The organism is Faecalibacillus sp. TM498, assembly GCF_020589955.1.
GTDB classification, from domain to species: Bacteria; Bacillota_I; Bacilli_A; order Erysipelotrichales; family Coprobacillaceae; genus Faecalibacillus; species Faecalibacillus intestinalis.
Window position 1 is genome coordinate 1 of the sequence record NZ_JAJDKB010000017.1, and the last position, 26,000, is coordinate 26,000.

Here is a 26,000-nt window from a genome sequence, read left to right on the forward strand (position 1 = left end):
AGGGTAAAAAAATTCATACTAGATCACACAAACATATCATAGTGTTTTGGTATGAATTTTTATATACTATCTTTCTTGACGCATCCAAATTCTTAATAGATAAAAAAAGGAAAAGTAAACGGGCGTCGCTTACTTTTCCTACGTCATTCAATGAATATAGTTGTCAAAAAAATATCTAAGAGAAGAATGACTTTATAATCTTCTTTGATTACACTTTCATTTTACATATCTTTTATGAATTGAAAATGAAATTTATAGATTTTGATAACTATTTTCATATATTTTTTTATTTATGATTTAGTGTATGCAAATTATTTTCATCGATGTGCTTGAATAAAGGAAATATTTTTTAATTCAATTTCATTAAAATACTCTGACATATGATTATTCATCATTTCTGATGTCAAAGTTTCATCTGCACTATACCAACTTTTAGATTTAAAATAGTCTGCAATCTCAGGTGTTTTAAACGTACAATGATGTCTAGCATAAATTTCATTAAGTCCTAACCGTAACTGAGAATCATCTTTATTTTCTAAATCAGCTTCTGTAAGAAGTTCTGTATCACTATGAGCAAATATATATTCATCCTCATCTGTATTTTCTTCTACTGTTGTTTCTATTTTTTCATTTACAATAACTTGAAGGGCTTTTTCTTTACCAGATTCACTAGTACAAATTACTTTTGTCTTACCTGATGATAAAGCCGTAATTTTACCATTTGTATCTACGATACATATTTTTTCATTTTTCGATTGATAAGTACATTTAAAATTAGTTTGAATGGTATATTCATCTCCAATATTTAATGTAACTTTACTTTTTTCTAAATGTAATGGTTTTTCAACATGTTGACTAACAAGATTATCTGGTGAATAAGATGGTTTATTTCCTTTAAAAAATAAAATAAATCCTAACATAGCAATCACCACGACAAGTGCTATGATTCCTAAAATAATAATTTTAGTTTTTTTACGCACTTCTTTTTTATGTTTTTCTCTATTTTTAACCCTTGAACCTACTTCTTCTACTTGGATATCCTCTTGCGATATTCTTGTTCCACAAATATCACAATATTTGGCTCCTTTTGTTAGTAAACTATGACATTTTGGACATAACATAATCATCATCTCCTTACCTTTATTATAAAATAAAATATATTGATTTTCACTACCCGTTTTAGTATAATGTCAAAGACTGGTTCGAGAGCCAAACCCAGTATAAAAAACTAAGGATAAGTAATGAAGATGGCTCTATCATCTTTTTTATTTTATCTGGCTTCTAACTGTACTTTAGAAGAGGAGGACTACAAATGAATAATAAAAAGGTACAATTAATTGTAATGAATGCCATGATTGGGGCTGCTTATGCCGTTTTAACAATTTTGATTTCACCTATTGCTTATGGAGCAGTGCAAATGCGCTTAACTGAAATTATTGTTTTACTTGCATGTTACAACAAGAAATTTATTCCAGGACTTACTATTGGATGTTTGCTTGCAAACCTTGCATCTCCAATGGGATTATATGACATTTGTTTTGGAACAGCTGCAACATTGATTGCTTGTCTTGGTATGTATTATGTTAAAAATGTTTTTGCTGGAGCTTTAATTGGTGGGGTTGTCAATGGTTTAATCGTTGGTTTAGAACTTTATCTAGCTTTAGAATTACCATTTATGATTAATGCATTCTATGTTTTCATTGGTGAATTTATTGTTTTAATTATTGGAGCATTCTTATTTAAATGTTTAGAAAAAAATAAAACACTTATGAATAAATATATTTTAGAATAGTAAAAAAGCTATAACAGCGAAATGCTTGTTATAGCTTTTATTTATGTTCTTCAATATAGTTTACTATATCGTTTACTGTTTTAAAATTCATAACGTCTTCATCAGGAATTTCAATTCCAAATTCTTCTTCAGCAGACATGATTAATTCAACTGAATCTAATGAATCTAATTCTAGATCTTCTTTTAATTTAGCATCTAAAGTAATTTTTGATTCATCAATATCCATTGTATCTTTTAAAATTTCTTTGATTTGATCAAGTACCATTTTATTTCCTCCTTCTGTATACAGCTATTATAACAAATGCTTTTGATTTGTAAACAAAACAATTTGACAAACAACCTAAAAGTCTATATCATTTAGGAAAGTATGTTTGGGAGGTAAAATAATGATTTTAAGACCAACGAAAATCGAAGATATTTCACGTGTCATTGACATTATTAATCAAGCAAAAACTTATTTCAAAAATAATGATATTGATCAATGGCAAGATGGATATCCTAATGAAGAAACAATTGAAAAAGATATAGAAAATAATGAAGCTTATGTTTTAGAAGAAGACGGTGTTATTTTAGGAACGTGTATGGTAACGATTCATGGAGAACCTGCTTATAACCGTATTGAAGGAAAATGGATTTTAAATTGTCCTTATATATGTGTACATCGTATTGCTGTTGATAATGAATATAAAGGAAAAGGATTAGCTTCTACGATTTTAGATCAAGTAGTTGCTATGTATCCAGATTATCATAGTGTTAGAATGGATACACATCATGATAATCTTTCTATGCAAAGTTTTTTAACTAAATATGGTTTTAAATATTGTGGAGAAATCACTTTAAAAAGTGGTGCTTTAAGAAGAGCTTATGAAAAAAGAATCTAAGCTCTTTTTTTATGTCCTTAATTTTCCTTCTTTAAGTAATCTTAATAATTCATCATTTTGCCTTTGTGAACCTGTATAATTATCTATTCCATTTAATTTAGCTAATTTTGTTCTATTAGCAAAAGAAGCATCTTCTTGAATAGAACGCAATGCATCTGTAAAACTATTGCCTGTATAATCAGGTGCACTTAAATATCTTATCTTTCTTTCTATGACCTGATCATTGACCCAGCCGGCATCTTGTCCTATAAGATAGGGATTTCTAGCACCTTGAACAATTCTCGTAATAATTCCAAAATGACGATATGGCATTAATGGTTGCGTAGATTCACTTGTTAAAAATACATGGTGAAATTCTACCTCATCGCCTATCTTATACCTTGTTAAATTCGTATTAGAAAAATTATTATAACCACCTTCTTCGATGATTTGTGGAAAATCTTTATAGGCATAATTTAGATCCACCATTGTATCAATTCCTAAAACATTTCCTGTAGCGCTATATTGCCACATACCATATTCTCCATCATAATTAAGTTCATCATTATATCTTGCAATCCATTTTGTATACTCATTAAAGATTGGACTTGTAAGTTTAGTTCTAAACCAAAACAATGATGCATACATTCCTACATAGTAACCTTCTTGTTCAAGTCTTTGAGCAAATGTTTGTGCAATATTCGCTATTGTTTGATTACTTTGTCTTCCTGTTGTATTATTATCTTCTAAATCATAATAAACAGGATAGGCCATTTGATAATCCTTTACGAGTCTTAATACATGTTCAGCCTCTGATAAAGCTTCTCTTTCATTGGTTGCATAAGAATATAAATAAACCCCAAAAGGAATTTTTAAACGTGTACATTCATCCGCATTTCTTTTAAAATATGGATCATCTTGACTTTCCAGATTACTTCCATACCCACATCTAATGATTGCAAAATCAATATGTTTTTTAACTTCTTGCCAATCAATCAACCCTTGAAATTTAGAAACATCAATTCCATGTTTTACCAAAATTTTTCACCTCATTATAAAATATGTCACAATGTCAAAAATGTTATTATTATCGTTGTTTATATTTACTTTTGGTTAAAAAAATAAGATAATAACTACGGGAGGAATTATAGTTATGAAAAAGAGTTTAATCTCCATGATTTGTTTTACTTTGTTAGTATCCTTTTTTTGTTCTACAAGTCAAGTTCATGCAGTAAACTTTGAAGGACAAGAAGATAAATATATGAAACTTTGTTCTAGTAAAAGTTTATCTAATAGTAATTATAATACTTGTAAACAATTTAATTCATACTTAAAAAAGAAAAACAATCAGTTACAAAGTTCTATTGATGAATCTAAATCTAAAATTTCAGATACTCAAAGTTCATTAGATGACGTTGTTTCTAAAATTGCTGATTTAAATAACCAAATTGAACAAAAGCAACAAGAAATCAACTATTTAGAAAGTTCAATTAAATCATTAGAAGCAAGTATCACAGCTAAAGAAAACGAAGTTAAAGAACGTATGTATGCTATGCAATCATACAATAATAGTAATAGTTATATTGAATTTATTTTTGGTGCTTCAAACTTCTCTGATTTCTTTTCAAGAATTGATAGTGTCAATGAAATCACTCAATTCGATAAAGAATTAGTAGAAAAAATTGCTGATGAAAAGAAGCAAGTTGAATCTCAAAAAGCAACTATTGAAACAGTAAAAGCAAATATTGTTTCTCAACAAAACGAACAATATACTTTACAAACTCAATATGAAGATCTATTAGCTAAACAACAAAAAGATTTAGCATCTGCTGAAAGTGAACAATCTAAAATTTCTGATACTCAAAGTTCATTAGATTCATTCTTATCATCAGTCGTTGTTACTCAACCATCTTCATCAGGTAGTAGTGGTTCTACAACTATTAGACCATCTACAAATGTTCCTACTACAAATAGATATGGTTCTACAGTTGTAGCTGCTGCTTATTCTAAATTAGGTTGTCCTTATGTATGGGGAGCAAGTGGACCTAATTCATTTGACTGTTCTGGTTTAGTTATGTGGTGTTATGCACAAGCGGGTGTTTCACTTGATCACTATTCTGGATCTCAAGGTCAATCTGGAGCAATTATTCCATTAAGTCAAGCTCAACCAGGAGATATCTTATGGAAAAGTGGACATGTAGGTATTTATATTGGTAATGGTCAATATATTCATGCACCACAAACAGGTGATGTTGTTAAGATTGCATCTAATGTAAGTAGATTTACTTGTGCAGTTAGACCTTATTAGTAATGACTTAAAACCTTTAAGTTTATAAGCTTAAAGGTTTTTATTTTGTATAAAAACAACTTTTATTTACTTTTTTTAGAAAGTGATGTATAAATAATATGAGGGGGTGTTTTGTTTGAAAATTAAAAAATATTTTGTAGGATTTGTTGCATCTACAATGCTTGTATCAACATGCTATTGTATAAAGCCTGTAGAAGCTATTGATTTTTCAAAAGATGAAGCAAAATATATGTCACTATGTGCAAGTGGAAAACTAACAAATAGTAATAAAAAAACATGCGAAGAATTCAACAGCTATCTCAAAGCTAAAAATAAGAAGTTAAAAAAAGATTTAGAAAATCAAAAAAGTGCTGCAGCAAGTACAACTCAAACATTAGATAGTGTACAAAAGAAACTTAATTCTTTAAATTCTGACATTTCATCTAAAGAAGCTGAAATTCAATATGTTGAAACATCTATACAAAATACCCAAGCAGATATAGATAAAGATAATCAAGAAATAAAAGATCGTATGTATGTCATGCAGTCTTATATGAATGAAAATACTTTTATCAATTATATATTTGGGGCTGATAATTTTACTGATATGTTATCTAGAATAGATAGTTTCAACACACTTACTTTAAGTGATCAAGATTTAATTGCTCAAATGTTAGAAAAGAAAAAGGAAATTGAAAATCAAAAAGTTACTTTAGAAAACGCAAAAGTTGTTTTAGAAGAACAAAAGAAAGAACAAGCTGCTATTCAAGTACAATATGAAACATTATTAGAAGAACAAAGAAAACAAATTGCTGCAACTGAAGTTGATGCAAATGTTGCTGCAAGTCGTAGTGAAGCAATTGATGCCTCATTAACAGAATTCTATGAACAATCTAAAAAAGACGATGTAGGTCATGTCAGTCAGATTCCTACACCAAAACCATCTAACAGTAACAACAATAATCAAACTTCAAATTCAAATAATAATAACAATACAGGTAATAATTCAAACAATAATTCGAATAATAATACAACTAACAATGGTTCTCAACCATCTCAAGATAGTACAACATTAGGAATAAGTATTGCTAACTATGCTTTATCTAAACAAGGTAAACGCTACTATTGGGGAGCAAGTGGACCAAATTATTTTGATTGTTCTGGACTTGTTTACTGGGCACATAATCAAGCAGGCGTAAAAATAGGTAGAACAACTGCTGCTGGATATGCTGGTAGTGGTAAAGCTGTTTCTTATAGTAATTTACAAATTGGTGATGTCATTACTTTCAATTATGGAAGTGGTGTCGCTCATATTGGAATTTATATTGGTAATGGTAATATGGTTCATGCCTCTGGTAAAGGATCTGGGACAGTGGGTCAATATCCTGATCAGTGTGTTAAAGTAACATCAGTTGCTCCAGGAAGTTATTTCTATCGTCATATTTATAATTGTCGTAGATTATACTAAAATAGGATGCGCTACATTTTGTAGCACACCCTATTTTTTATTTTAAAAATGTTTTGTAGTCTTCATAATTTTTCTTTAATAATTCAGGAGTATTTAAATGATATGGACAATGTTGTTTACATTTACCACAATTTAAGCATTCTTCAATTTTTTTCATCTCTGCTTGCCAATGATCATTAAGCCAACTTGCTGCTGGTGCTCTTCTTAACATTAAAGACATTCTAGCACATTGATTAATTTGAATTCCTTTAGGACAAGGCATACAATAACCACATCCTCTACAGAAATCTCCTGCTAATTCTTTTCGATCATGAGCAATTAAATCTTGAATTTCTTGAGTAAGTTCTGGTGCTTTTGTTTGATATGAAATAAATTCATCCAATTCACTCTCTTTTTGAATTCCCCAAATTGGTAAAACATTATCAAACTGTGCTAAATATGCATAAGCAGCATCCGAACGGTTAATAAGTCCACCTGATAAAGCTTTCATACAAATAAACCCAATATTGTTTTCTTTACATTTATTCACTAAATCAATATCTTTTTGATCTGCTAAATAACTAAATGGGAATTGAATTGTATCATATAACCCACTTTCACAAGCTTCTATAGCTACTGGTAAACGATGATTCGTTAAACCTATAAAATGTATTTTTCCTTGAGCTTTTGCTTCTAACATTGCTTCATATAAACCTGTACCATCTCCTGGTTTAGGGCAAAATGAAGGATTATGAAATTGATAAATATCAATATAATCTGTTTTTAAATTATTTAAACTTGTTTCTAAGTCTTTCCAAAAACCTTCTACTGTAGTAGATCCTGTCTTCGTTGCAATATAAATGTCTTTTCTAACATCGCTTAATGCATTTCCTAGCTTTTCTTCACTATCACTATACCATCTTGCACTATCAAAAAAACGAATTCCTTGATCATATGCCTTTCTTAAAATTGTTGTTGCATCTTCTCCAGTTACTCGTTGAATTGGTAATGCCCCAAAACCATTACGATTCACTGTAATTCCTGTTCTTCCTAATGTAACTTTTTCCATTCCTTTTTCCTCTTTTTCTAATCTTAACTTAAATATTCCCCAATTCCATTTACAATTCCTTGAACAATTTTATTTTGATAATCCTCACTTGAAAGCAATCGATCTTCTCCTGGATTTGATAAAAATCCCATTTCTACAATAGTAACAGGCACTTTTGACCAATTTAAACCTGTCATATTATCAACAATTGAAACTCCTCTATTTCTAGAACCTGTTGCCTTACAAATATTATTCACAATACTTTTTGAAAGTGATTGTGATTGACTTGCAATACTTGCACAATATCTATTAGAAGTTGAAGGTGCAAGTGTCAACGTTCCTGTAGAAGAAGATGATTCACTTGAATCACAATGTAAACGAATAAATGCATCTGCATTTGCCTCATTTGCCATTTGAGCTCTTTGAACATTAGATAAATCGACATTTTGTGATGTACGACACATAACCACAGTATAACCTTGATTTGATAAAGCTTCTTGTAATTTAAGTGCCACTTCTAAGTTGATTTGTGATTCTGTTTTCCCCGTTACACATCCTGTTGCCCCTGTTGTCACTTTTGCTTTCATTGTCGATGAACCTGGTCCATTAGGTTCTAATGAACTATTTCCTCGTGCTTGATGTCCTGCATCAATACAAATCACTTTTCCTCCGCCATGATAAATCTTAGCTGCTGATAATTCTTGTTTACGTTTTTCTTTTACATGTACAGTTATTTCTTTTTCTGCTTGATTTCCTGAGCTATCTTTCGCAAATACTTTTATTTGATAATCCCCTGCTTTATTTATATCTAATGAAGATAAATCATATTGTAAATCAATATTGCTTAAATCTGTTGCTTTGATTTCTTGATTAAAATCATAATTTTCTGTTCCTTCTTCAAATGAAACTTCATTTATTTCATTAAAAACAGGAGCTGTAGTATCTTTAACAATCACTTTCTTTTTTAGTTTTTGATCTTGATATTTAATATTTATTGTATAGTTTCCAATTGCTGGATAATCTTTTTGATCTTCATTTTTTAGATTGTCTGTTATTTTTGTTTCTTTTTTTATTTCTTTCAACTTATCTCTATCTATGTCTTTTGTTTGAATAAGATCATCAAATGAATATTGAACTATATTTCCATATTCTACAAGAATCTCTTTTTTATTTTTTAAAGATAATTCAATTTTTTCTTCTCGTGTAAGATAATAAATACCTCCCACTATCACCGCGATAACAATCCCAATAACTCCTATAAACTTCTTTTTCATATTCCCTTTTTCTCCTTAAAACTATTATACAAAAAAAAGAGAAGAATGGAAGTTCTTCTCTATAAACCTTTGACATGAATACGTGTAATTGCACGTTGCAAAGCTGCTTGTGCTCTTAACATATCGATTTCATTGTTTTGTATTTTAAGTCTTTCTTCAGCTCTTCTTTTTGCTTCTTGTGCTCTTTCTAAATCAATTTCTTCTTGTGATTCAATTGCATTAGCAATTAAAGTTGTTTCTGTTTCATTTACATAAATGAAACCACCTGCGACAGAAAAATATGTTCTTTTTCCATCAATAATATAATTCATTTGAGACACTTTCACACCACTTGCTAGTGGAATATGATGAGCTAAAATACCTATTTGTCCAGCAGTTGTATCAAGATTTATCTGATCAATTTCCACTTCTTGGTAAATACCTTGAGGTGTAATGATTTTTAGCTTAAATTTAGTCATTTTCGATTTGTTTAGCCTTTTCTACAGCTTCTTGAATAGTACCAACATTATGGAATGCTTGTTCAGGTAATTGATCCCATTTACCTTCAAGAATTTCTTTAAATCCTTGAACAGTATCTTCTACACGGACATATTTTCCATCTAAACCAGTAAATTGACTAGCTACTGTAAATGGTTGTGATAAGAAGTTACGTACACGTCTTGCACGTGCAACGATTAATTTATCTTCATCACCTAATTCATCCATCCCAAGAATTGCGATGATATCTTGCAATTCTTGATAACGTTGTAAGATTTGTTGAACACCATGAGCTACTTCATAATGATCTTTACCTACAACTAATGGATCTAAGGCTCTTGATGAAGAGTTAAGTGGATCTACTGCAGGGTAAATACCTAAAGCAGCGATTGAACGATCCAAGACGATTTTAGCATCTAAGTGAGCAAATGTTGTTGCTGGTGCAGGGTCAGTTAAGTCATCAGCTGGTACATAGACCGCTTGTACTGATGTAATTGATCCTTTTTTAGTTGATGTAATACGTTCTTGTAAAGCACCCATTTCAGTTGCTAGAGTTGGTTGATATCCTGCTTGTGATGGTACACGTCCAAGTAAGGCAGAAACTTCTGAACCTGCTTGTGTGAAACGGAAGATGTTATCAATGAATAATAACACGTCTTGACCTTGTCCATCACGGAATTGTTCAGCCATTGTTAAACCAGTTAAGGCAACACGTAAACGTGCTCCTGGTGGTTCGTTCATTTGTCCAAAGACAAGTGATGTTTTAGATAAAACGCCACTTTCTTTCATTTCATAGTATAAATCGTTACCTTCACGGCTACGTTCTCCAACACCGGCGAATACTGATAACCCACCATGTTGTGTTGCGATATTGTTAATAAATTCTTGGATCAATACTGTTTTACCTACTCCGGCACCACCGAATAACCCAATTTTACCACCTTTGATAAAAGGACAAATTAAGTCTACAACTTTAATTCCTGTTTCAAAGATTTCTGTAGTTGTCATTTGTTCTGCATAAGTTGGCGCAGATCTGTGGATAGGCATACGTGGAACATCATTTCCTAATTCACCTTTACCGTCAATTGGTTCACCTAAAACATTGAACATACGTCCTAATGTATCATTTCCTACTGGAACTGAAATTGGGTGACCTGTATCAACAGCATCCATTCCTCTTACTACCCCATCAGTTGGTCCCATGGCGATACATCTTACTGCATCATCTCCAATGTGTTGAGCAACTTCTACGACTAATTCTTCTTCACCATTTTGAATACGAATTGCTGTATTTAATCGAGGTAATTTATCTTCGCTAGCAAATGCAATATCAATAACTGGCCCACGGGCACTAATTATTTTCCCAATATTTGCCATATTGACCTCCTTATTGCGCATTAGCTCCAGCAACAATTTCACTAACTTCATTAGTAATTGCTGTTTGACGAGCTTGATTGTATTTTAATAATAATTGTTCTGTTAATTCTTCTGCGTTATCTGTAGCATTTTCCATTGAAGTTCTACGTGACGCATTTTCACTTGTCACACTTTCAACAAGATAGCCATAAACGACAGCTTGTAAATACATTGGTATTAAACTATCTAAAACTTCTTCAGGACTTGGTTCAAAAATAGTGAATTTATTGGTAATTTCAATATTTTCAAACTCATTTGTATCAATTGGTAAAAGTGTTACTGTACGTGGTTTAAATGTTAAGTTATTAACAAATTCAGTATAAATGATTTTTATACTTCCCACTTCTTTATTAATATAAAGATCTGTGACACTTTTTACTAATTTAGTCACTTCATCAAAAGCTAATGTTGAATTTAATGAAGCAAAATCAGTATTGATTGGTCCTTGATGCGTTCTACGGAAATAATTTGTTCCTTTACTTCCAATTGAGTAAACATAATCTTCATCTTTAATTTGTTGACTAATTTCTTTAAAGACATTGGCATTATATCCACCACATAATCCTAAACTTGAAGAAATAACAATATAAACATCTTTATCTACTTTATTTTCAGCGAGATAGGCAGAATCTTTTAACCCTTTATTAGAAGCTAAAATTTCCGCACATGTTTGTCTAACACCTTGATAATAAGGTTTTAATTCATCAAGTTGATTTCTTGTTTTACGAAGTTTAGATGTCGCAACTAATTCCATTGCTTTTGTAATCTTTTTAGTAGATTCAACGGATTTAATACGACGCTTAATTTCTTGCATTGATCCAGGCATTAGTTAGCCCCTTGTGTTTTTAAGAATTGATCAACATAAGCGCCTGTTGCTTCTTTCATCTTCGCTTCTAATTCATTTGAAATCACTTTTTGAGTTTCTATTTCAGTAATAAATTCAGGATGAGACATTTGAATATTTTCTACTAAACCATCCATAAATTCTTTTACTTTTTCTACAGCTATTTGTTTTGTATAACCATATTTTAATGCAAATAAAGTAATGACTTGTGTTGGCACACTACGTGGTGAGTATTGTGCTTGTTTTAATACTTCACGTACTTTTGCCCCATGATCTAATGTTGCTTTAGTAGCAGCATCTAAGTCAGAACCAAATTGCGCGAAAGCTTGCATTTCTGCATATTGAGCAAGTTCAAGTTTTAAAGAACCAGATACTTGTTTCATCGCTTTAATTTGTGCAGTAGAACCTACACGTGATACAGATAATCCTGTATCTACAGCTGGTCTAAATCCAGAATTGAACAATTCTTGTTGTAAGAAGATTTGTCCATCAGTAATTGAAATAACGTTTGTTGGAATATATGCTGAAATATCCCCAGCTTGTGTTTCAATGATTGGTAAAGCAGTAATTGATCCTCCACCATTTTCTTCATTTAAACGGCAAGCACGTTCAAGTAATCTTGAATGTAAATAGAAGACATCCCCTGGATAAGCTTCACGTCCTGGTGGTCTTTTTAATAATAACGACATTGTACGATAAGCTACCGCATGTTTAGATAAATCATCATAAACAATTAAAACATCTTTTCCTTCATCTAACCAATGTTCAGCAATTGCACATCCAGCATATGGTGCAATATATTGAATTGGTGCAAGTTCACTCGCTCCGGCAGAAACAACACATGTATAATCCATTGCTCCACCTTGACGTAATTTTTCAACAACTTGTGCAACCGTTGAATTCTTTTGTCCAATAGCAACATAAACACAATAAATGTTTTGTCCTTTTTGGTTTAAAATTGTATCAATAGCAATTGCAGTTTTACCTGTTTGACGGTCACCGATAATTAACTCACGTTGACCTCTACCGATAGGAATGATAGCATCAATTGATGTAATACCAGTTTGTAATGGTTGATCAACTGATTTTCTTGTCATTACACCACTAGCAACACGTTCGATTGGTTTAGTTTTACCAGTATTGATTTCACCTTGACCATCGATTGCTTGTCCTAATGGATTAACAACTCTTCCTAACATTTCATCCCCGACAGGGACTTCAATAATTCTTCCAGTACGTTTAACTTCGTCTCCTTCTTTAATCGTACTTTCAGATCCAAGTAGTACGGCTCCTACACTATCTTCATCTAAGTTCATGACCATTCCGTAAACATCATTTGGGAAAAGTAATAATTCACCTAACATGGCATTATCTAACCCATGAATAACACTTACACCATCACCAACAGTCACGACTGTTCCGACATCTTTTTGTTCAATGATATCGTCATAATGCTTAATTTGTTCTTTAATTAAAGCACTAATTTCATTTGGTCTAAGCCCCACTATTTCCACCTACTTTCTTAATAGTTCTTTTTTAAGCATTTCTACTTTATTTTTAATTGTTCCATCATAAATACGGTTAGCAATTTGAACTTTAATACCACCTAATAATGATGGATCAATAGATACTTTTAAAGTAACCTTTTTGTTTTCTTTTTGACTGATTGCTTTTTCTATATCTTGAATTTGTTGATCAGTTAATTCATAAGGTGTATAGATCATACCTTCTTCTATACCTAAATATTGATTTGATAAATTAATATAAGATTTAACAATATCATCAATATAACGAATTCTTCTTGATTGCACTAATAGTTTTAAGAAATTTAAAACATATTGATCAACATTCCCTTTAAATGATTGATCCAATAATTGAATCTTTTTATCATTTTCAATAAGAACGTGATTAAAGAATTGAACAATTTGAGGATCACTATCTAGAACCTCACCAACTAATTTGATGTCATCAAGATATTGAGTGACTTTATTTTCTTCTTTCGCTAAATCAAATAAAGATTCAGCATATCTATCGCCAACAACACTCATTAGTTAACCACATCATCAACAAATTCTTCTACTAATCCTTTGTTGATTTCTTCATTCATTTCTTTGTTCATCACTTTAGTTGCAACCTCAATAGCAACATCCACAATTTCTTGTTTCATATCTGCTTGAGCTTGTTTCTTTTCTGTTTCAATTTCTTTTTGTGCTTGTTCAATTTTAGCTCTTGCTTCTTCGTTTGCTTGGTCAATAATTTGTTGTTTCACTTTTTGACCATCATCTTTTGCTTGATCAAGAATTTCACGATATTTGCTGGCAGCTTCACGTGCTTCTTTTTCAGCTGTTTCTAAATTTGTAGAAGCTTTTTCGTTCATTTCTTTTGCCTCATTGATTGTAGATTCTATGTAATCTGCTCTTTTAGCAAAATATTCCATGACATTTTTCCATAAAAACTTCTTAAAAATAAGTAACAAAACTCCTGTAGATAATAATTGAACAATCAGTGTTGTAAGATTAGGGAATAATTTTCCTGCTATATCTGGCATCTTTATTCCTCCTTTGTCAGATTTTCAATTATTAATATACGAATAATAAGATTAAAGAAACTAATAAACCATAGATGGCAACTGTTTCTGATAAGGCAATCCCTAAGATCATCATAGTACGGATTTTACCTTCAGCTTCTGGGTTTCTACCAACAGCTTCTACAGCTTTACTAGCAGCAATCCCTTCACCAATCCCTGTTCCTAAACCTGCACATACAGCAAGACCTGCTGCAATAGCAATTAAACCTTTTACCATAATTTTTTTCCTCCTAAAAAATAGTTCATTTTTCATTTATATCTTAACTAGCAAGCTAGTAAAGAACTTAATCTGGATTTTCCATCATTATCAAGATAGATGATAATGTAACGAATACCAATGTTTGAATGCATCCTGCAAAGACATCAAAATAACAATGTAGCCAAGGAGCAATCACTGGTCCTAAAAAGTTAAAGTTGATCAATAACCCTGAAATGTAACCTGTTAATTGATAAACTAAATACATAAGGATCGATCCACTTAAAATATTCCCAAATAAACGCATTGATAACGAAATCAATGGCGAAAGAATACTTAATAAGTTTGTTGGTGGCCATACAGCACCCCAAATGTAAGATAATAATCCTTGTTTTTTGATTGCATTAAACTGAATTAAACAGAATGTAATTGTTGTTAATGCAAGAGTAATAGAATAATTTGAAGTTGGTGCTTCAAATCCTAATAATCCACTTAAGTTAGCAATGACCAAATATGCAAAGAGCATTGCAAAGTATGGATAATAGTTCTTTTCAAATTTCTTTGGCATGATACTTTTTAAATAGTCGTAAATCATTTTAACACCTGTTTCAACAACTAAAACAACACCTTTAGGTCTTGCTGTTGGATCAGCAGTTGCAAATTTCTTTCCGGCATAAATAAAGAAAATAGCCATCACCACCATAATAATCAATGAAAAGATTAATTCTACCTGTAAAGAATCTAAGAAGTTACTCACCCTTTCACCCCCTTCATTTGATAACTTACAATATATATGGTTATTTTAATGACCATATATCCAAAAAGAACACCCATCAGATTAAACCATTTTGGAATAAAAATAGCAATTAAAAAACCAATCGCATAAATTGCAAGTTTGACTATATTTAATAAGATAATTAAACTTGTAGATCTTTTTAAGTTCAATATCATATCAGACGTGATAATAATAACATAAAAAATTGCAAGATTAAATAAATATCCAAGCAAAAAACCTAGCGAATAACTGATAGATTTCATCATCAAACCAATAATTGAAAAAACGATAAAACCTATCAAAAAAATAAAAAATGATTTCTTAAAAACTAACTTTTCATTCATGATTTTCCACCTTTTAATAATGTTCTCATCACTTCTATAAACGCTAAAACAAGAAATACTAGCGTCAGAAGAGGTTTGGTTAGTAATATACTATCCAAATATAAACCCAATATGACGCCAGCTATTAAAGTTCCAAATATTTTACCTGATAACGTCAATGCATAAAGCAAATCTTTAAAAAGCTTCTCTTTATTATTCATTTGTTCCAAACAAACGATCTCCGGCATCTCCAAGTCCAGGAACAATATAACCATGCTCATTTAATTTTTCATCTAATGCTGCAAGTGTAATATCAACATCAGGATGTGCTTCTTGAATCGCTTTAACTCCTTCTGGTGCTCCTACTAAACAAACAAGTTTGATTTTTCTTGCTCCTCTTTGTTTAATATTTTCAATTGCCATATTAGCACTTCCACCAGTTGCTAGCATTGGATCTAAAACAATGACTAAAGCATCTTCTAGACCTTTTGGAAATTTAGCATAATATTCACGTGGAATTAAAGTTTCTTCATCTCTTTCCATTCCAATATGTCCAACTTTAGCTGTTGGAATAATATCTCTAAAACCATCAACTAAACCAATTCCTGCACGTAAAATAGGTGCAAGAATAATTTGTTGATCCATTTCTTTTCCCACCATTGGACAAACAGGTGTTTCAATTGCTTTATCTTTTAATGAAACATTGCGTGTTACTTCAAATGCCATAAGTTTAGCAATTTCATCTAAGTTTTGTTTAAAAATATAAGTTGATGTATTTTTATCACGCATAATTGTTAATTTATGTTGAATTAAAGCATGATCTAATATTGTTACTGACATATTTGCCTCCTAGATATATTTAATATTTGAATACATTGTGACCTTTTCAGTAAGTTTTGCTACTCGTTTTAAACATTCTTCTTTAATTTCGTCTGTTTCTTCATTTTTTAAACGATAAGCAATAATTCTAGCAACTTCTTCAAAATCTTCTTCTTTGAATCCTTTTGTTGTCATTGCTGGTGTTCCAATACGAATTCCTGAAGCTTTGAATGGTTTTTCTGTATCAAAAGGAATTGCATTTTTATTAGCTGTAATATTGATTTCATCAAGTAAACGTTGTGCTTTTTTACCAGAAATACCACAACTTGCTTTAACATCAACAAGTAATAAGTGGTTATCTGTTCCTCCAGCAACCAATCTGAACCCTTCTTCTTTAAAGACTTTTTCCATTGCTTTAGCATTTTTGATAATTTGTTTTGCATAGTCTTTAAATTCTGGTTGTTGTACTTCATAGAAACATTGTGCTTTAGCAGCGATAATATGCATTAATGGTCCACCTTGCATACCTGGGAAAACTGCACGATCAATATCTGCAGCAAATTCTTTTTTACACATGATGGCACCACCACGAGGCCCTCTTAATGTTTTATGTGTTGTTGTTGTCACAATGTCAGCATATGGAAATGGTGATGGATGAACACCAGCAGCTACAAGTCCAGCGATATGAGCCATATCTACCATAAATAATGCGCCATTATCATGAGCAACTTTAGCCATAAATTCAAAATCAATAATTCTACTATAAGCACTTGCTCCAGCAACAACGAGTTTTGGTTTAATTTCTTCTACTTGTTTTTTATAAGCTTCATAATCAATTGTTTCTGTTTCTTTTGAAACACCATAGCTATAAAATTCATAGTTAATTCCTGAAAAGTTCAATGGATGTCCATGTGTTAAATGTCCTCCATCAGCAAGTGACATTCCTAACACTTTATCTCCATGTTGTAATAAAGCTAAATAAACTGCAGTATTTGCTTGTGCCCCACTATGTGGTTGAACATTAGCATGTTCTGCCCCATAGATTTCACAAATTCTTTGTCTTGCAAGTTCTTCAACTTCATCAACAAATTGACATCCCCCATAATATCTTTTTGCTGGATATCCTTCAGCATATTTATTTGTAAGAACTGATCCAGCTAATTGTAATACTTCTTCAGAAACAAAGTTTTCTGAAGCAATCAATTCAATGTTATTTCTTTGTCTATTTAATTCTCTTTCAACACTTTCAAATAATTGTGTATCTTTCATAGTTTATTACTCCTTTTCTAAGGCCATCATTTTTTGAATTCTTGCATCATGTCTTCCGCCTTCATATTCGCTTTCAAGCCATGCATGTAAGATTTCTAAAGCTAAGCCTTCCCCTATAACACGTTGCCCCATTGCTAACATGTTTGAATCATTATGTTGACGTGTTGCTTTTGCACTAAATACATCATGACATAATGAACAACGAATTCCGTTTACTTTATTGGCAGTAATGCTGACACCAATTCCAGTTCCACATACGACAACCCCCTTGTCGCACGTTCCATCAGCAACAGCTTTTGCTGCTTTAGAAGCATAATCTGGGTAATCACAGCTTTCTTCTGTGTATGTACCAAAATCTACAACTTCATAACCATTTTTTTCTAAATCTTCTTTTAATACATTTTTTAATCTGAGACCACCATGGTCACATGCCATTGCAATTTTCACTTCAATACCTCCCTGATTTTTTCTTCACTAATACAACCTTGACGTAATATTGTTACATCATCATCAATTTTTACCACTGTACTTGCTAGAGTATTTTGACATTTTCCTTTGACGATCATCTTTAGTTTCCCATTAAATTCATGATACACATCTAAATCATTTAAAAGTGTCTCTTGACCTGAAATATTAGCGCTTGTTACTAACATTGGCCCTACTCTTTTCAATAATTCTAATACAAATGGATCATCAGGTATTCTTATACCTATCGTTTCTAATCCCGCTGTAAAATCATCTGATAAAATTGATTTCTTTTTTAAAACAAGAGTTATCATTCCCGGCATAAATTCATCAATCAATTTTTGAGCATTTGTATTTACATAAGCATATTTTTCTATATCTTGAGAATCATAGATCATCAAAGATACTGCTTTACTATGACTTCTATGTTTAATTTCATAGATTTTTTCAAGTGCCGAAAGATTTCCAAACTTCACACCTAAGCCAAAAACAGTCTCGGTAGGAAAAGCCACAACCTCATCTTGTTTTAATAATTCAACAACCTCGTTTATGTTCTTTTTTTCTACCAAAACTGTTTCCATGATTCCACCTCATTTTGTGATATTATACTATTTTATTATTTAAAATGATACCCTTATCCCTGGATATTTATCTCTTTCAATAGAATATTTAGCATATTTCTTAACGATTTTCCCACTATTTCTTTAATTTTCCCTAAACAAGCAAAAATCAACCTATTTTATATAAAATAACAGTGAAATCTCTATACAAATAAAATTTAAAAAAAGATATTTCACTACCGACACACAGAAAATAAAAAATCTGAGATCATATCTTAAAAACACATTTCGCGTTCTCAGTTTAATATAGAGATTTTACTTGTGTTTAGAAAGGAGGCATTTAAAAAGCAACTCTGTTTAATGAGAGTTGTTTTTTATTTAAACCAAAAATGAACAAAAAAGTAATCACCTATGCTGACAAGTTTGTGATTACTTTTTAATAAATTTTGAAATAAACCATCATAGCAATGAATCTATTTGATAGCTCTTTTCATATATATTACATTTTATTTCATCTTTAAAGACAATTCTATTTTTGATTATCTTTTAACCTATATTTTCTATTTGTGTTTGTACCAATAGCTTCAATTGTTTTCATTTCTGATAATATTTTTCTTGTTCTAGCAGAACTAAGATTTAGATATTCAGCAATAGCATTTGTTTTGGATTCACCATTTTCTTTAAGATAATTTTCAATTTTTACCATGTTTTCTATTGTTTTATTTCTAATCTTACTTCCTTCGCTTGTTTTCTTCGCTTGTTTTCTTCGCTTGTTTTCTTCGCTTGTTTTCTTCGCCGTTTTTTCTTTGTTTGTTTTATCTACAAATTCAAGTGTTAAGATAGTTCGATCAGGATCAAATCTTTCTTCAATAACAGGTTCTTTCCATCCTTGATCTTCCCATGTATTGAAGATATTAGGAACACCACTTCCAGAACGTTCACCTATGTTTACAAGATTAAACATTTTCATAAGAGTTTTATTACGCGGATCAGATTCTCCACCTTTTCGCATTTGTTCCTTTCCAGTTCTAATATATCCAGGATTTTCGAAAATAATTTGATTTTGATCTTTTTTAATAACAACCCCTCTTGTCCCATAGTAATCTGCATTAATCAAACAATTAGCCAATGCTTCACGAAGTGCTTTATGGACAGGTGTATCATCTATCCTGTCCCCTCCTTTCATCGAAAAAGGAACTTTAACATCTTTAATGATTTTATTATAGACTCTAAAATAAAAGTCACATATATTTCCAGACCATTCACCTGAACTTGATTGTAAACGATCAGTCCAACGAATAGATGGATCTAAAACTTCTCGATAATCTAAAAAATAATCTGGAAAATGACGTACAATATTATACTCATCTCCAAACATCAGCATTCCTGCTGCTGTAGGATGTAATTGATGATCTTCTTTTGAAATAGCTGCTGCACCAATGCTTCTTAAATATTCATCATTATTTAATCTTTCAAAGGGATGTCCTGCATTTAATACTTGATGTCTATTTCGATAACCTTGGATTGTTTCATAGTTTAAATCTTCTAATGGAACATCATCTAACACTTCCATATCCATTGTTTTTTCTGCTTGGTCACGTAACATTGTTTTAACTTGCAAACGTGTACAATGATAATCACCATCATGATTTCTTCTATATGTTCCATAAAATAAATTATTATTAATATAGACAGGTTTTTCTTCCCTTCTTGCCATTGGAACATGAATCACAATAATTTGATCATCTTCTTTTTTATAAACTTCTACATCATCATCTCTTAATAAATTAATACTTACTTTTTGTCTATTATTAATATCATTCCAAAATTGTTTAATTAATTTTTGACAACTGTCAGCATCTAATCCTGAAGTAGACCATGTTCCATCTTTATTTTCTATTACCCCTAGAATAATAACTCCACCATATCCATTTGAAAAAGCAGAATACGTTTCCCAAATAGAGTTTGGTAAACCATTTTTAGCACTTTTTACTTCTCTTCGATTATCTTCTTTATATGAATCAAATTCATTCAAATCAAATAGTTTTTCCACAAAGATTATTCCTTTCTTTTGATCATATATAATATATGTTCATATATTGTATAAATTATACTATTTTTACTTCTAAAAAAATAGCTTATTTTAGCAAAAATAAAAAGGCACTGATCACTCAGAACCTTCATTATTTTTTAAATACAACCAACTTACTTAAAATATAATTTAAGATAACAACAATCACATTGACAACAACTTTAGCAACAACATCATTAACAATATTAAAATTCACTAAGAACCACATTAACATCATATCCATGATTCCTGTTGCTAACCTAGAACCTAAAAATTATAGCAGGATAACTTATCCTGCTATGAAATATTTATTATTTACTTGGATATTCGATACTAAATCCTCTAAAAATTCCATTTCTATTTTCATTACAACAATCAAACATGTATTTATATCCTGCATCATTTGAATAATGGAATCTACCATCCGTTTCTTGGTTTGGTTCACCTAAAACCTTTTTAACTTGTGCATATTTTACTTTATTATTTAAAGCTAACGATCCTTCACTTGTTTCTACAACAACATCTTTAGCTGCTTTATCGTATTCTTCTTCAGCGTATTCATCATATTTTACTTCAATAAACGTTACAGATGCTTCTGCTACACTAATAGCTTTTTTAGTTGGATTTTCATATCTTAAATAGAAACGTGCAACATCTCCACTATCTAATTCTACACTTAGATATGCTGCCATTGATGAAATCCCATTAGCATCTAATTCCACATCTTCTACTTTATCACCTGTATCATTTAAAGTAACTGTTCCAACTTGTGATAAATAATTTGCATATTCTCCTACTGTTTCAGGAATTGCTATTTTTTTATCATCAATTGTAAAATATTTGATTAATCCATCAGCTTCTTGGAAATCATTAACATCTTTAATTTTAATACTGTTTGATGTAGCAGGTTTCTTAGTTGTTGTTTTATCACTAGAATCACTATTACTACATCCTACTAATGACATCGATAAAACAAATGTCATTAATACAGCCATTATTTTCTTTATCATAATTGTTCCTCCACGAAATTTTCATTTCTTTTCTTTATTACTATATAACAAATTACAATTATCTACAAATCTTTTTTTCTTAAGAACAAATTTTCATACTCAGATACAATTTTAGCCCAACTATAATCATTGTTTATTCTTTCTTTAGCTGCTTTTCCTAAAGTATCAATATAATCTTGATCAAATGTTTCAACATGTTCTATAAGATGTTTTAAATTATTCTTTTCTTTACCCCAATAAATACATGAATCTAAACCTACTTCTTGATTAAAGCCAACATTTAATAAAAGATTTAAAGAAGTAGAGCCTAAAGCTTCTAATAAAGATGGATTTGTTCCCCCTACTTCATGACCATGTAAATAAGCAAAAGCATTCTTTCTTACACTTTTTAATAAAGCATCGTCATAAATCGTTCCTACAAACTTAATTCTTGAATCATTTTCAAAATGATACTTGTTATTTAAAATATGATACAACTTACTTTCTTGATATCCAGTAACAATCACTAAATCTTTTTTTGTATTTGAACTCATGAATTCTCTAATCATTGTTTCATAATTATTTTCAGGAACAAAACGTCCAACAATTAAATAATATTCATTTTTTGAAACCTCATGTTCCTTAGCCCATACTTCAAATTTTTCTTCATCACTGTTATCAACAACATCTGCTCCATAAGCGATAAATGTTGTTTGGGGTTGATACTTTTTGTAATCTTCTTGAATATACTTTTCAATATTTTGTGAATCACAAACGACATAATCCGCATTTTTAATCATCAATCTTTCAGATAATTTCCAATATTGTCTAATAAACCAATTCCATTTAGCTCTTTTAAATTCATGACCGTCAGGATTAACAAAAACTTGAATATTTTTAGTATGAAACATTTTAACATATTTCTTTAAAAATGGACCAATACGACAAGCTAAAATATAAACAATCCCCTCTTCAATGTTATGATCAACAACATATTGATAAACTGCTTTTAAAGCTGCAATATCATAATAAACTGCTTTTGCTGGTCCAATATTAGGCACTTGTACTTTAAAACATCTTGCTTGATTATGTTCAAATTCTTCTTCATGATCAGACAAACAAGCTACATGATACTTAATATCATCACTGACCTTATACTTTGTTAAATATTCGACAAAGGTTTCAAAGCCACCATAATTAGCAGGTATTCCTTTACTCCCTATAATAAATACATTTTTCATATTTTACATACCTTTCCATAATAATTGATAGATTGTATTATATAAAAATAAATCTATATTTTTTATTGATGGAACTAATTTTCCTTGTTTTTTCATATCATATTTATATGTAATAGTTCTTTTCAATAAATCAACATTGACATTATGACAATATTCTTTTAATAAATCAACCATTTCCATGTTAGACTTATGCACTTGGTCTATACTCCCTGAAACATTTTCTCCAGTATACTTATGGGTATATAATACATCATAATTCACATTAAATTGACATTTATTTTCAATCATCAAAAGCCATAAAAAGTAATCATCTGCCGAATTAACAGACATGACATGCTTTGTCCAATATTCTGGTATACTTGTTCTTTTAATTAAACAATGGCCTGGTGAAACAATTAAATCTCTCACTTTAATAAATCCTATTTGTTTCTTTAAATAGTTTTGAGAGCATCTATTTTTATAAATCAAACACTTTCCATTTTCTGATTCCATAATGCCATTAGCGATACATAAATCTGCATCTCCAATATGTTCTAATTGACTTTTAATAAAAAAATCACTAATTTCATCATCTTGATCTAAAAATAAAATATATTTACCTAACGCTTTTTTTAAACCATTGATTCTTGTTTGATGAATTCCTTGATTCATTTCATTATTAATAATTCTAATTGGAAAATCATGTTGACTACCTACAATAATTTCTTCATCAGGATAATCATTAACAAAAATAACCTCTATTTCTTTTTGACTTTCTTGATAATTTTTCTCTATTTTATTTAATAAAGATTCTATATATCCATTCCCTTTATAAATAGGAATAATAACTGACACATCCATACTTTCACATCCTATATTCCATTAAAAATATCCACTAGATTTTGAGAAATATCATTTACATCATACGCTTTGGCCGTTTGATAAGCATGATCTTTAATCTCTTTTATTTGATGTTCATTCATTGATAAAATATCTTCTATTTTTTGATTTAAATCTTTACCATCTCTTGGTTTAAAGAAAAAACCATTTTCTTGATCTTTAATATAACTTGTTGGTCCTGCCATATTAGAAGCAATAACTATACAACCACAAGCCATTGCTTCTAATCCAACCAATCCTAAACTATCGCTTTTACGATAGGTTGGAAAACAAAAGATATCAATAGCTGAATAAAATAACGCCAATTCTTTTTGAGTTTGCATTGGATATTTTTTTATCACGTTTTCTAAATGATATTCTTGAATAAGTGCATGCGCTTTTTCTTCATCTTCACCAACACCCACCATCACGATTTGATATTGTTCTACGTTTTCTAATAAACTAATAGCCTTTAAAAAGACTTCCCAACCTTTTCTTTTTTCATATCTTCCTATATAACCTATACATTTTTTATTTGGATCTAAATGCAATTTTTCTTTAGCGTTTTCTATTTCTTGAAAGACATCAAAATTAATACCTCCTGAAGGAAAAATCTTGATTTTATCTTCATTCAATCCATATTGTTCCATCATGACCTTTTGATAATAACTTGATGGTACAATACATAAATCTATTAGAGGTAATGTTGATTTAACTAAAGGAATAAACTTCTCATCATGTGCGTCTTCTGGAACAACGTCATTTCCATGAACATTTACAATAACCTTTATACTTGGTTTTAATTTCTTAATGATTTTAATTAATAATGCACAATGTGAAATATAATGAGCATAAAGATAATCATAGCGATGAAATAAACACAAAAAGATACTTTTTATATAAAAACTTAAATATCCACCTAATTTTCCTAACTTACTATCTTTCTTTTTTAAAGCTGATACATCTACTTGATATCCATTATTTTTCAAAATACTTGCTGTATTTTGAACAAACACACCATAATGTTTATATTTTTTAGATGGATACATATTTGATATTAATAATATTTTTTCCATACAATCACCTATTTAATAATGTTCACTAAATCTCCTAAAAAAGTTTTAACTCTTCCAAATCCTTTATATTTTCCTTTTAAAAAGTATAAAATCAAAGAACAAGCTTTCTTTTCTTTCATCATTAAAACTCTTTGTGTTAAATAATCTTTATATTTTAAACAATATTTTTTTTGTTCTCTATTTAGCTCTAATCCCAATGTAAAATTCACATTTTCTATTTGTGCTTTCGTCTGTTCAATACGTTCATTCACTCTTTGTTTCTTTTCATTAATAATATTCCCATCAACAATATTATCCATTCCAATGGTATTATTATTATGAATTCTATAATCAATTAAAGGAATATCTAAATAATAACATCCATTTTGAATAGCAGAAATAATATTCAATTCCCAATCATGAGGCAATTTACCTTGTGTTACTTTTAAATATTCATCTTTAACTTCTTTTTTGATAGCCATACAACAACCTTGAGAAAAATTCATTTCTAATAAACTCTTTAAATCGATTTCCGTTAATTCTTCTGTTACTTCTTTAAAAAGTAAATTATTATTTGAACGTCCTTTTATTTTATTCACTTCGAAACAATTTCCATCTTGATCCATAAAATTAAAACTCGATGCTAGAGATAAAATAGTGGATTGACTCATTTTTTCAACCATCACCTCTATTTTATTTAAATGCCAACGATCATCTTGATCACTTAAAAAGATGATATCCCCATCTACTATCTCTAATCCTTTTTTAAAATTCTTACGATATCCTAAATTATTTTCATTTTTTATAAGTTTCCAATTAATAAGTTTATAACCATCGATATACTGATGAATCAACTCATAACTATTATCAGTAGAAACATCATCTATTAATATTACTTCATCAATTAGATACGTTTGTTTTCTAATAGAATCTAATTGTTCAATTAAATACTTTTCGCCATTATATACAGCCATTACTAATGATACTTTCATAACTATCCCTTTCTTTTGTTAGAAACAGTATAACATAATTTAAATTATAAAGCGTAGTCATGGCACATAAAATCAACTAGATTTTAATTACTTCGTCTTTGAAAATGAGTAATTAAAAATACTATAATCCTATGTAGCTTTGTATAATTATCATATAGTTTAAATGTGACTACTCAATAACAAAAATTAACATTTAGTTTTATTTCTTTACTTTACAATTGATATATAAGCAACATTTTAATTATCATTTCTAACATATATTCTAAATACTGATCTTATTTCTTTTAGTAGTAACAGTTTATAAAACAAACAATTCCCATCTATCAAATATATAATGTATATAAAATTAATGCGG

Annotated in this window: 29 protein-coding genes, 1 pseudogene and 1 riboswitch; of the genes and pseudogenes, 4 read left to right on the forward strand and 26 right to left on the reverse strand. The window is 30.0% G+C overall.

Annotated elements, in window-relative coordinates; genetic code table 11:
- Positions 1 to 317 precede the first annotated feature (317 nt).
- Positions 318 to 1,121 (reverse strand): YARHG domain-containing protein, encoded by an 804-nt coding sequence (locus tag LJD32_RS06965; RefSeq protein ID WP_227392024.1) that lies wholly within the window; start codon positions 1,119 to 1,121, stop codon positions 318 to 320.
- Between the two features lie 70 nt (positions 1,122 to 1,191).
- A riboswitch (PreQ1 riboswitch) is annotated at positions 1,192 to 1,238 on the forward strand.
- A 74-nt stretch (positions 1,239 to 1,312) separates the two neighbouring features.
- On the opposite strand from LJD32_RS06965, the gene LJD32_RS06970 reads away from it, so the two are divergent.
- Positions 1,313 to 1,792, forward strand: a complete 480-nt coding sequence (locus LJD32_RS06970; RefSeq protein WP_032090876.1) for a QueT transporter family protein — start codon at positions 1,313 to 1,315, stop codon at positions 1,790 to 1,792.
- 37 nt (positions 1,793 to 1,829) lie between these two features.
- Here LJD32_RS06970 and acpP read toward each other — a convergent pair whose 3' ends face one another.
- Positions 1,830 to 2,057, reverse strand: a complete 228-nt coding sequence (gene acpP / locus LJD32_RS06975) for an acyl carrier protein (RefSeq protein ID WP_022001955.1) — start codon at positions 2,055 to 2,057, stop codon at positions 1,830 to 1,832.
- 121 nt (positions 2,058 to 2,178) lie between these two features.
- Here acpP and LJD32_RS06980 point away from each other — a divergent pair, with 121 nt between their 5' ends.
- Complete coding sequence (locus tag LJD32_RS06980) at positions 2,179 to 2,673, forward strand: GNAT family N-acetyltransferase (protein ID WP_022001954.1); 495 nt, start codon at positions 2,179 to 2,181, stop codon at positions 2,671 to 2,673.
- A 9-nt stretch (positions 2,674 to 2,682) separates the two neighbouring features.
- On the opposite strand, the gene LJD32_RS06985 is transcribed toward LJD32_RS06980, so the two are convergent.
- Complete coding sequence (locus tag LJD32_RS06985; RefSeq protein ID WP_117828585.1) at positions 2,683 to 3,690, reverse strand: glycoside hydrolase family 25 protein; 1,008 nt, start codon at positions 3,688 to 3,690, stop codon at positions 2,683 to 2,685.
- 115 nt (positions 3,691 to 3,805) lie between these two features.
- Between LJD32_RS06985 and LJD32_RS06990 the strand changes: the two genes are divergently transcribed.
- Both LJD32_RS06990 and LJD32_RS06995 read left to right on the forward strand, forming a co-directional pair.
- A complete protein-coding gene (locus LJD32_RS06990) occupies positions 3,806 to 4,960 on the forward strand; it encodes an NlpC/P60 family protein (RefSeq protein ID WP_227392025.1) in 1,155 nt (384 codons plus the stop codon).
- A 106-nt stretch (positions 4,961 to 5,066) separates the two neighbouring features.
- Complete coding sequence (locus LJD32_RS06995; RefSeq protein WP_227392026.1) at positions 5,067 to 6,407, forward strand: NlpC/P60 family protein; 1,341 nt, start codon at positions 5,067 to 5,069, stop codon at positions 6,405 to 6,407.
- Positions 6,408 to 6,444: 37 nt separating this feature from the next.
- Here LJD32_RS06995 and LJD32_RS07000 read toward each other — a convergent pair whose 3' ends face one another.
- The 23 genes and pseudogenes from LJD32_RS07000 to LJD32_RS07105 form a co-directional block, all read right to left on the reverse strand.
- On the reverse strand, positions 6,445 to 7,455 hold the full coding sequence (locus LJD32_RS07000; RefSeq protein ID WP_227392027.1) for an aldo/keto reductase: 1,011 nt from the start codon (positions 7,453 to 7,455) through the stop codon (positions 6,445 to 6,447).
- 23 nt (positions 7,456 to 7,478) lie between these two features.
- The gene (locus tag LJD32_RS07005; protein ID WP_227392028.1) at positions 7,479 to 8,708 is read right to left on the reverse strand and encodes an N-acetylmuramoyl-L-alanine amidase; all 1,230 of its coding nucleotides are present in this window, start codon (positions 8,706 to 8,708) and stop codon (positions 7,479 to 7,481) included.
- 59 nt (positions 8,709 to 8,767) lie between these two features.
- The gene (gene atpC, locus LJD32_RS07010; RefSeq protein ID WP_032090880.1) at positions 8,768 to 9,166 is read right to left on the reverse strand and encodes an ATP synthase F1 subunit epsilon; all 399 of its coding nucleotides are present in this window, start codon (positions 9,164 to 9,166) and stop codon (positions 8,768 to 8,770) included.
- Positions 9,159 to 10,562 (reverse strand): F0F1 ATP synthase subunit beta, encoded by a 1,404-nt coding sequence (gene atpD / locus LJD32_RS07015; RefSeq protein ID WP_022001947.1) that lies wholly within the window; start codon positions 10,560 to 10,562, stop codon positions 9,159 to 9,161. The genes atpC and atpD overlap by 8 nt, the downstream gene beginning before the upstream one ends.
- A gap of 10 nt (positions 10,563 to 10,572) precedes the next feature.
- Positions 10,573 to 11,427 carry an ATP synthase F1 subunit gamma gene (atpG, locus tag LJD32_RS07020; RefSeq protein WP_032090881.1) on the reverse strand — a complete coding sequence of 285 codons (855 nt, stop codon included), beginning with the start codon at positions 11,425 to 11,427 and terminating at the stop codon, positions 10,573 to 10,575.
- The gene (atpA, locus tag LJD32_RS07025) at positions 11,427 to 12,950 is read right to left on the reverse strand and encodes a F0F1 ATP synthase subunit alpha (protein WP_117782701.1); all 1,524 of its coding nucleotides are present in this window, start codon (positions 12,948 to 12,950) and stop codon (positions 11,427 to 11,429) included. The genes atpG and atpA overlap by 1 nt, the downstream gene beginning before the upstream one ends.
- A 9-nt stretch (positions 12,951 to 12,959) precedes the next feature.
- Entirely contained in the window at positions 12,960 to 13,493 is a 534-nt protein-coding gene (locus LJD32_RS07030) for a F0F1 ATP synthase subunit delta (RefSeq protein WP_117851323.1), read from the reverse strand.
- Positions 13,493 to 13,993, reverse strand: a complete 501-nt coding sequence (gene atpF, locus LJD32_RS07035; RefSeq protein WP_117828582.1) for a F0F1 ATP synthase subunit B — start codon at positions 13,991 to 13,993, stop codon at positions 13,493 to 13,495. The genes LJD32_RS07030 and atpF overlap by 1 nt, the downstream gene beginning before the upstream one ends.
- A 31-nt stretch (positions 13,994 to 14,024) precedes the next feature.
- Positions 14,025 to 14,249 carry an ATP synthase F0 subunit C gene (gene atpE / locus LJD32_RS07040; protein WP_022001942.1) on the reverse strand — a complete coding sequence of 75 codons (225 nt, stop codon included), beginning with the start codon at positions 14,247 to 14,249 and terminating at the stop codon, positions 14,025 to 14,027.
- Between the two features lie 67 nt (positions 14,250 to 14,316).
- Positions 14,317 to 14,985, reverse strand: coding sequence for a F0F1 ATP synthase subunit A (locus LJD32_RS07045; RefSeq protein ID WP_022001941.1), 669 nt, complete (start codon positions 14,983 to 14,985; stop codon positions 14,317 to 14,319).
- Entirely contained in the window at positions 14,982 to 15,347 is a 366-nt protein-coding gene (locus LJD32_RS07050) for an ATP synthase subunit I (RefSeq protein ID WP_022001940.1), read from the reverse strand. Before LJD32_RS07050 ends, LJD32_RS07045 begins: the two co-directional genes overlap by 4 nt.
- Entirely contained in the window at positions 15,344 to 15,556 is a 213-nt protein-coding gene (locus LJD32_RS07055) for a hypothetical protein (RefSeq protein ID WP_032090885.1), read from the reverse strand. Before LJD32_RS07055 ends, LJD32_RS07050 begins: the two co-directional genes overlap by 4 nt.
- Positions 15,540 to 16,166 (reverse strand): uracil phosphoribosyltransferase, encoded by a 627-nt coding sequence (gene upp / locus LJD32_RS07060; RefSeq protein ID WP_032090886.1) that lies wholly within the window; start codon positions 16,164 to 16,166, stop codon positions 15,540 to 15,542. Before upp ends, LJD32_RS07055 begins: the two co-directional genes overlap by 17 nt.
- 9 nt (positions 16,167 to 16,175) lie before the next feature.
- Positions 16,176 to 17,414: a serine hydroxymethyltransferase gene (gene glyA, locus LJD32_RS07065; protein WP_227392029.1), complete on the reverse strand. Its 1,239-nt coding sequence runs from the start codon at positions 17,412 to 17,414 to the stop codon at positions 16,176 to 16,178.
- A gap of 6 nt (positions 17,415 to 17,420) precedes the next feature.
- Entirely contained in the window at positions 17,421 to 17,861 is a 441-nt protein-coding gene (rpiB, locus tag LJD32_RS07070; protein WP_032090888.1) for a ribose 5-phosphate isomerase B, read from the reverse strand.
- Complete coding sequence (locus tag LJD32_RS07075; RefSeq protein ID WP_117814126.1) at positions 17,858 to 18,460, reverse strand: L-threonylcarbamoyladenylate synthase; 603 nt, start codon at positions 18,458 to 18,460, stop codon at positions 17,858 to 17,860. Before LJD32_RS07075 ends, rpiB begins: the two co-directional genes overlap by 4 nt.
- 508 nt (positions 18,461 to 18,968) lie before the next feature.
- The gene (locus tag LJD32_RS07080; protein WP_227392030.1) at positions 18,969 to 20,492 is read right to left on the reverse strand and encodes an ATP-binding protein; all 1,524 of its coding nucleotides are present in this window, start codon (positions 20,490 to 20,492) and stop codon (positions 18,969 to 18,971) included.
- 130 nt (positions 20,493 to 20,622) lie between these two features.
- A pseudogene (locus LJD32_RS15310) lies at positions 20,623 to 20,772 on the reverse strand (GtrA family protein); the annotation flags it as partial.
- A 49-nt stretch (positions 20,773 to 20,821) separates the two neighbouring features.
- Positions 20,822 to 21,520 carry a hypothetical protein gene (locus LJD32_RS07085; RefSeq protein ID WP_227392031.1) on the reverse strand — a complete coding sequence of 233 codons (699 nt, stop codon included), beginning with the start codon at positions 21,518 to 21,520 and terminating at the stop codon, positions 20,822 to 20,824.
- Positions 21,521 to 21,582: 62 nt separating this feature from the next.
- Entirely contained in the window at positions 21,583 to 22,740 is a 1,158-nt protein-coding gene (cps2T, locus tag LJD32_RS07090) for a beta 1-4 rhamnosyltransferase Cps2T (protein ID WP_227392032.1), read from the reverse strand.
- Between the two features lie 3 nt (positions 22,741 to 22,743).
- Complete coding sequence (locus LJD32_RS07095; protein WP_227392033.1) at positions 22,744 to 23,580, reverse strand: glycosyltransferase family 2 protein; 837 nt, start codon at positions 23,578 to 23,580, stop codon at positions 22,744 to 22,746.
- A gap of 11 nt (positions 23,581 to 23,591) precedes the next feature.
- Entirely contained in the window at positions 23,592 to 24,674 is a 1,083-nt protein-coding gene (locus LJD32_RS07100) for a glycosyltransferase family 4 protein (protein ID WP_227392034.1), read from the reverse strand.
- An 8-nt stretch (positions 24,675 to 24,682) separates the two neighbouring features.
- A complete protein-coding gene (locus LJD32_RS07105) occupies positions 24,683 to 25,645 on the reverse strand; it encodes a glycosyltransferase (protein ID WP_195932753.1) in 963 nt (320 codons plus the stop codon).
- Positions 25,646 to 26,000 lie beyond the last annotated feature (355 nt).

Bases quoted from the DNA above. Each gene is read 5' to 3' on its own strand.
- LJD32_RS06965 (WP_227392024.1), bottom strand. From the start codon at position 1,121: ATGTTATGTCCAAAATGTCATAGTTTACTAACAAAAGGAGCCAAATAT.
- LJD32_RS06970 (WP_032090876.1), top strand. From the start codon at position 1,313: ATGAATAATAAAAAGGTACAATTAATTGTAATGAATGCCATGATTGGG.
- acpP (WP_022001955.1), bottom strand. From the start codon at position 2,057: ATGGTACTTGATCAAATCAAAGAAATTTTAAAAGATACAATGGATATT.
- LJD32_RS06980 (WP_022001954.1), top strand. From the start codon at position 2,179: ATGATTTTAAGACCAACGAAAATCGAAGATATTTCACGTGTCATTGAC.
- LJD32_RS06990 (WP_227392025.1), top strand. From the start codon at position 3,806: ATGAAAAAGAGTTTAATCTCCATGATTTGTTTTACTTTGTTAGTATCC.
- LJD32_RS07000 (WP_227392027.1), bottom strand. From the start codon at position 7,455: ATGGAAAAAGTTACATTAGGAAGAACAGGAATTACAGTGAATCGTAAT.
- LJD32_RS07005 (WP_227392028.1), bottom strand. From the start codon at position 8,708: ATGAAAAAGAAGTTTATAGGAGTTATTGGGATTGTTATCGCGGTGATA.
- atpC (WP_032090880.1), bottom strand. From the start codon at position 9,166: ATGACTAAATTTAAGCTAAAAATCATTACACCTCAAGGTATTTACCAA.
- atpD (WP_022001947.1), bottom strand. From the start codon at position 10,562: ATGGCAAATATTGGGAAAATAATTAGTGCCCGTGGGCCAGTTATTGAT.
- atpG (WP_032090881.1), bottom strand. From the start codon at position 11,427: ATGCCTGGATCAATGCAAGAAATTAAGCGTCGTATTAAATCCGTTGAA.
- LJD32_RS07030 (WP_117851323.1), bottom strand. From the start codon at position 13,493: ATGAGTGTTGTTGGCGATAGATATGCTGAATCTTTATTTGATTTAGCG.
- atpF (WP_117828582.1), bottom strand. From the start codon at position 13,993: ATGCCAGATATAGCAGGAAAATTATTCCCTAATCTTACAACACTGATT.
- atpE (WP_022001942.1), bottom strand. From the start codon at position 14,249: ATGGTAAAAGGTTTAATTGCTATTGCAGCAGGTCTTGCTGTATGTGCA.
- LJD32_RS07050 (WP_022001940.1), bottom strand. From the start codon at position 15,347: ATGAATGAAAAGTTAGTTTTTAAGAAATCATTTTTTATTTTTTTGATA.
- upp (WP_032090886.1), bottom strand. From the start codon at position 16,166: ATGTCAGTAACAATATTAGATCATGCTTTAATTCAACATAAATTAACA.
- glyA (WP_227392029.1), bottom strand. From the start codon at position 17,414: ATGAAAGATACACAATTATTTGAAAGTGTTGAAAGAGAATTAAATAGA.
- LJD32_RS07075 (WP_117814126.1), bottom strand. From the start codon at position 18,460: ATGGAAACAGTTTTGGTAGAAAAAAAGAACATAAACGAGGTTGTTGAA.
- LJD32_RS07085 (WP_227392031.1), bottom strand. From the start codon at position 21,520: ATGATAAAGAAAATAATGGCTGTATTAATGACATTTGTTTTATCGATG.
- cps2T (WP_227392032.1), bottom strand. From the start codon at position 22,740: ATGAAAAATGTATTTATTATAGGGAGTAAAGGAATACCTGCTAATTAT.
- LJD32_RS07095 (WP_227392033.1), bottom strand. From the start codon at position 23,580: ATGGATGTGTCAGTTATTATTCCTATTTATAAAGGGAATGGATATATA.
- LJD32_RS07100 (WP_227392034.1), bottom strand. From the start codon at position 24,674: ATGGAAAAAATATTATTAATATCAAATATGTATCCATCTAAAAAATAT.
- LJD32_RS07105 (WP_195932753.1), bottom strand. From the start codon at position 25,645: ATGAAAGTATCATTAGTAATGGCTGTATATAATGGCGAAAAGTATTTA.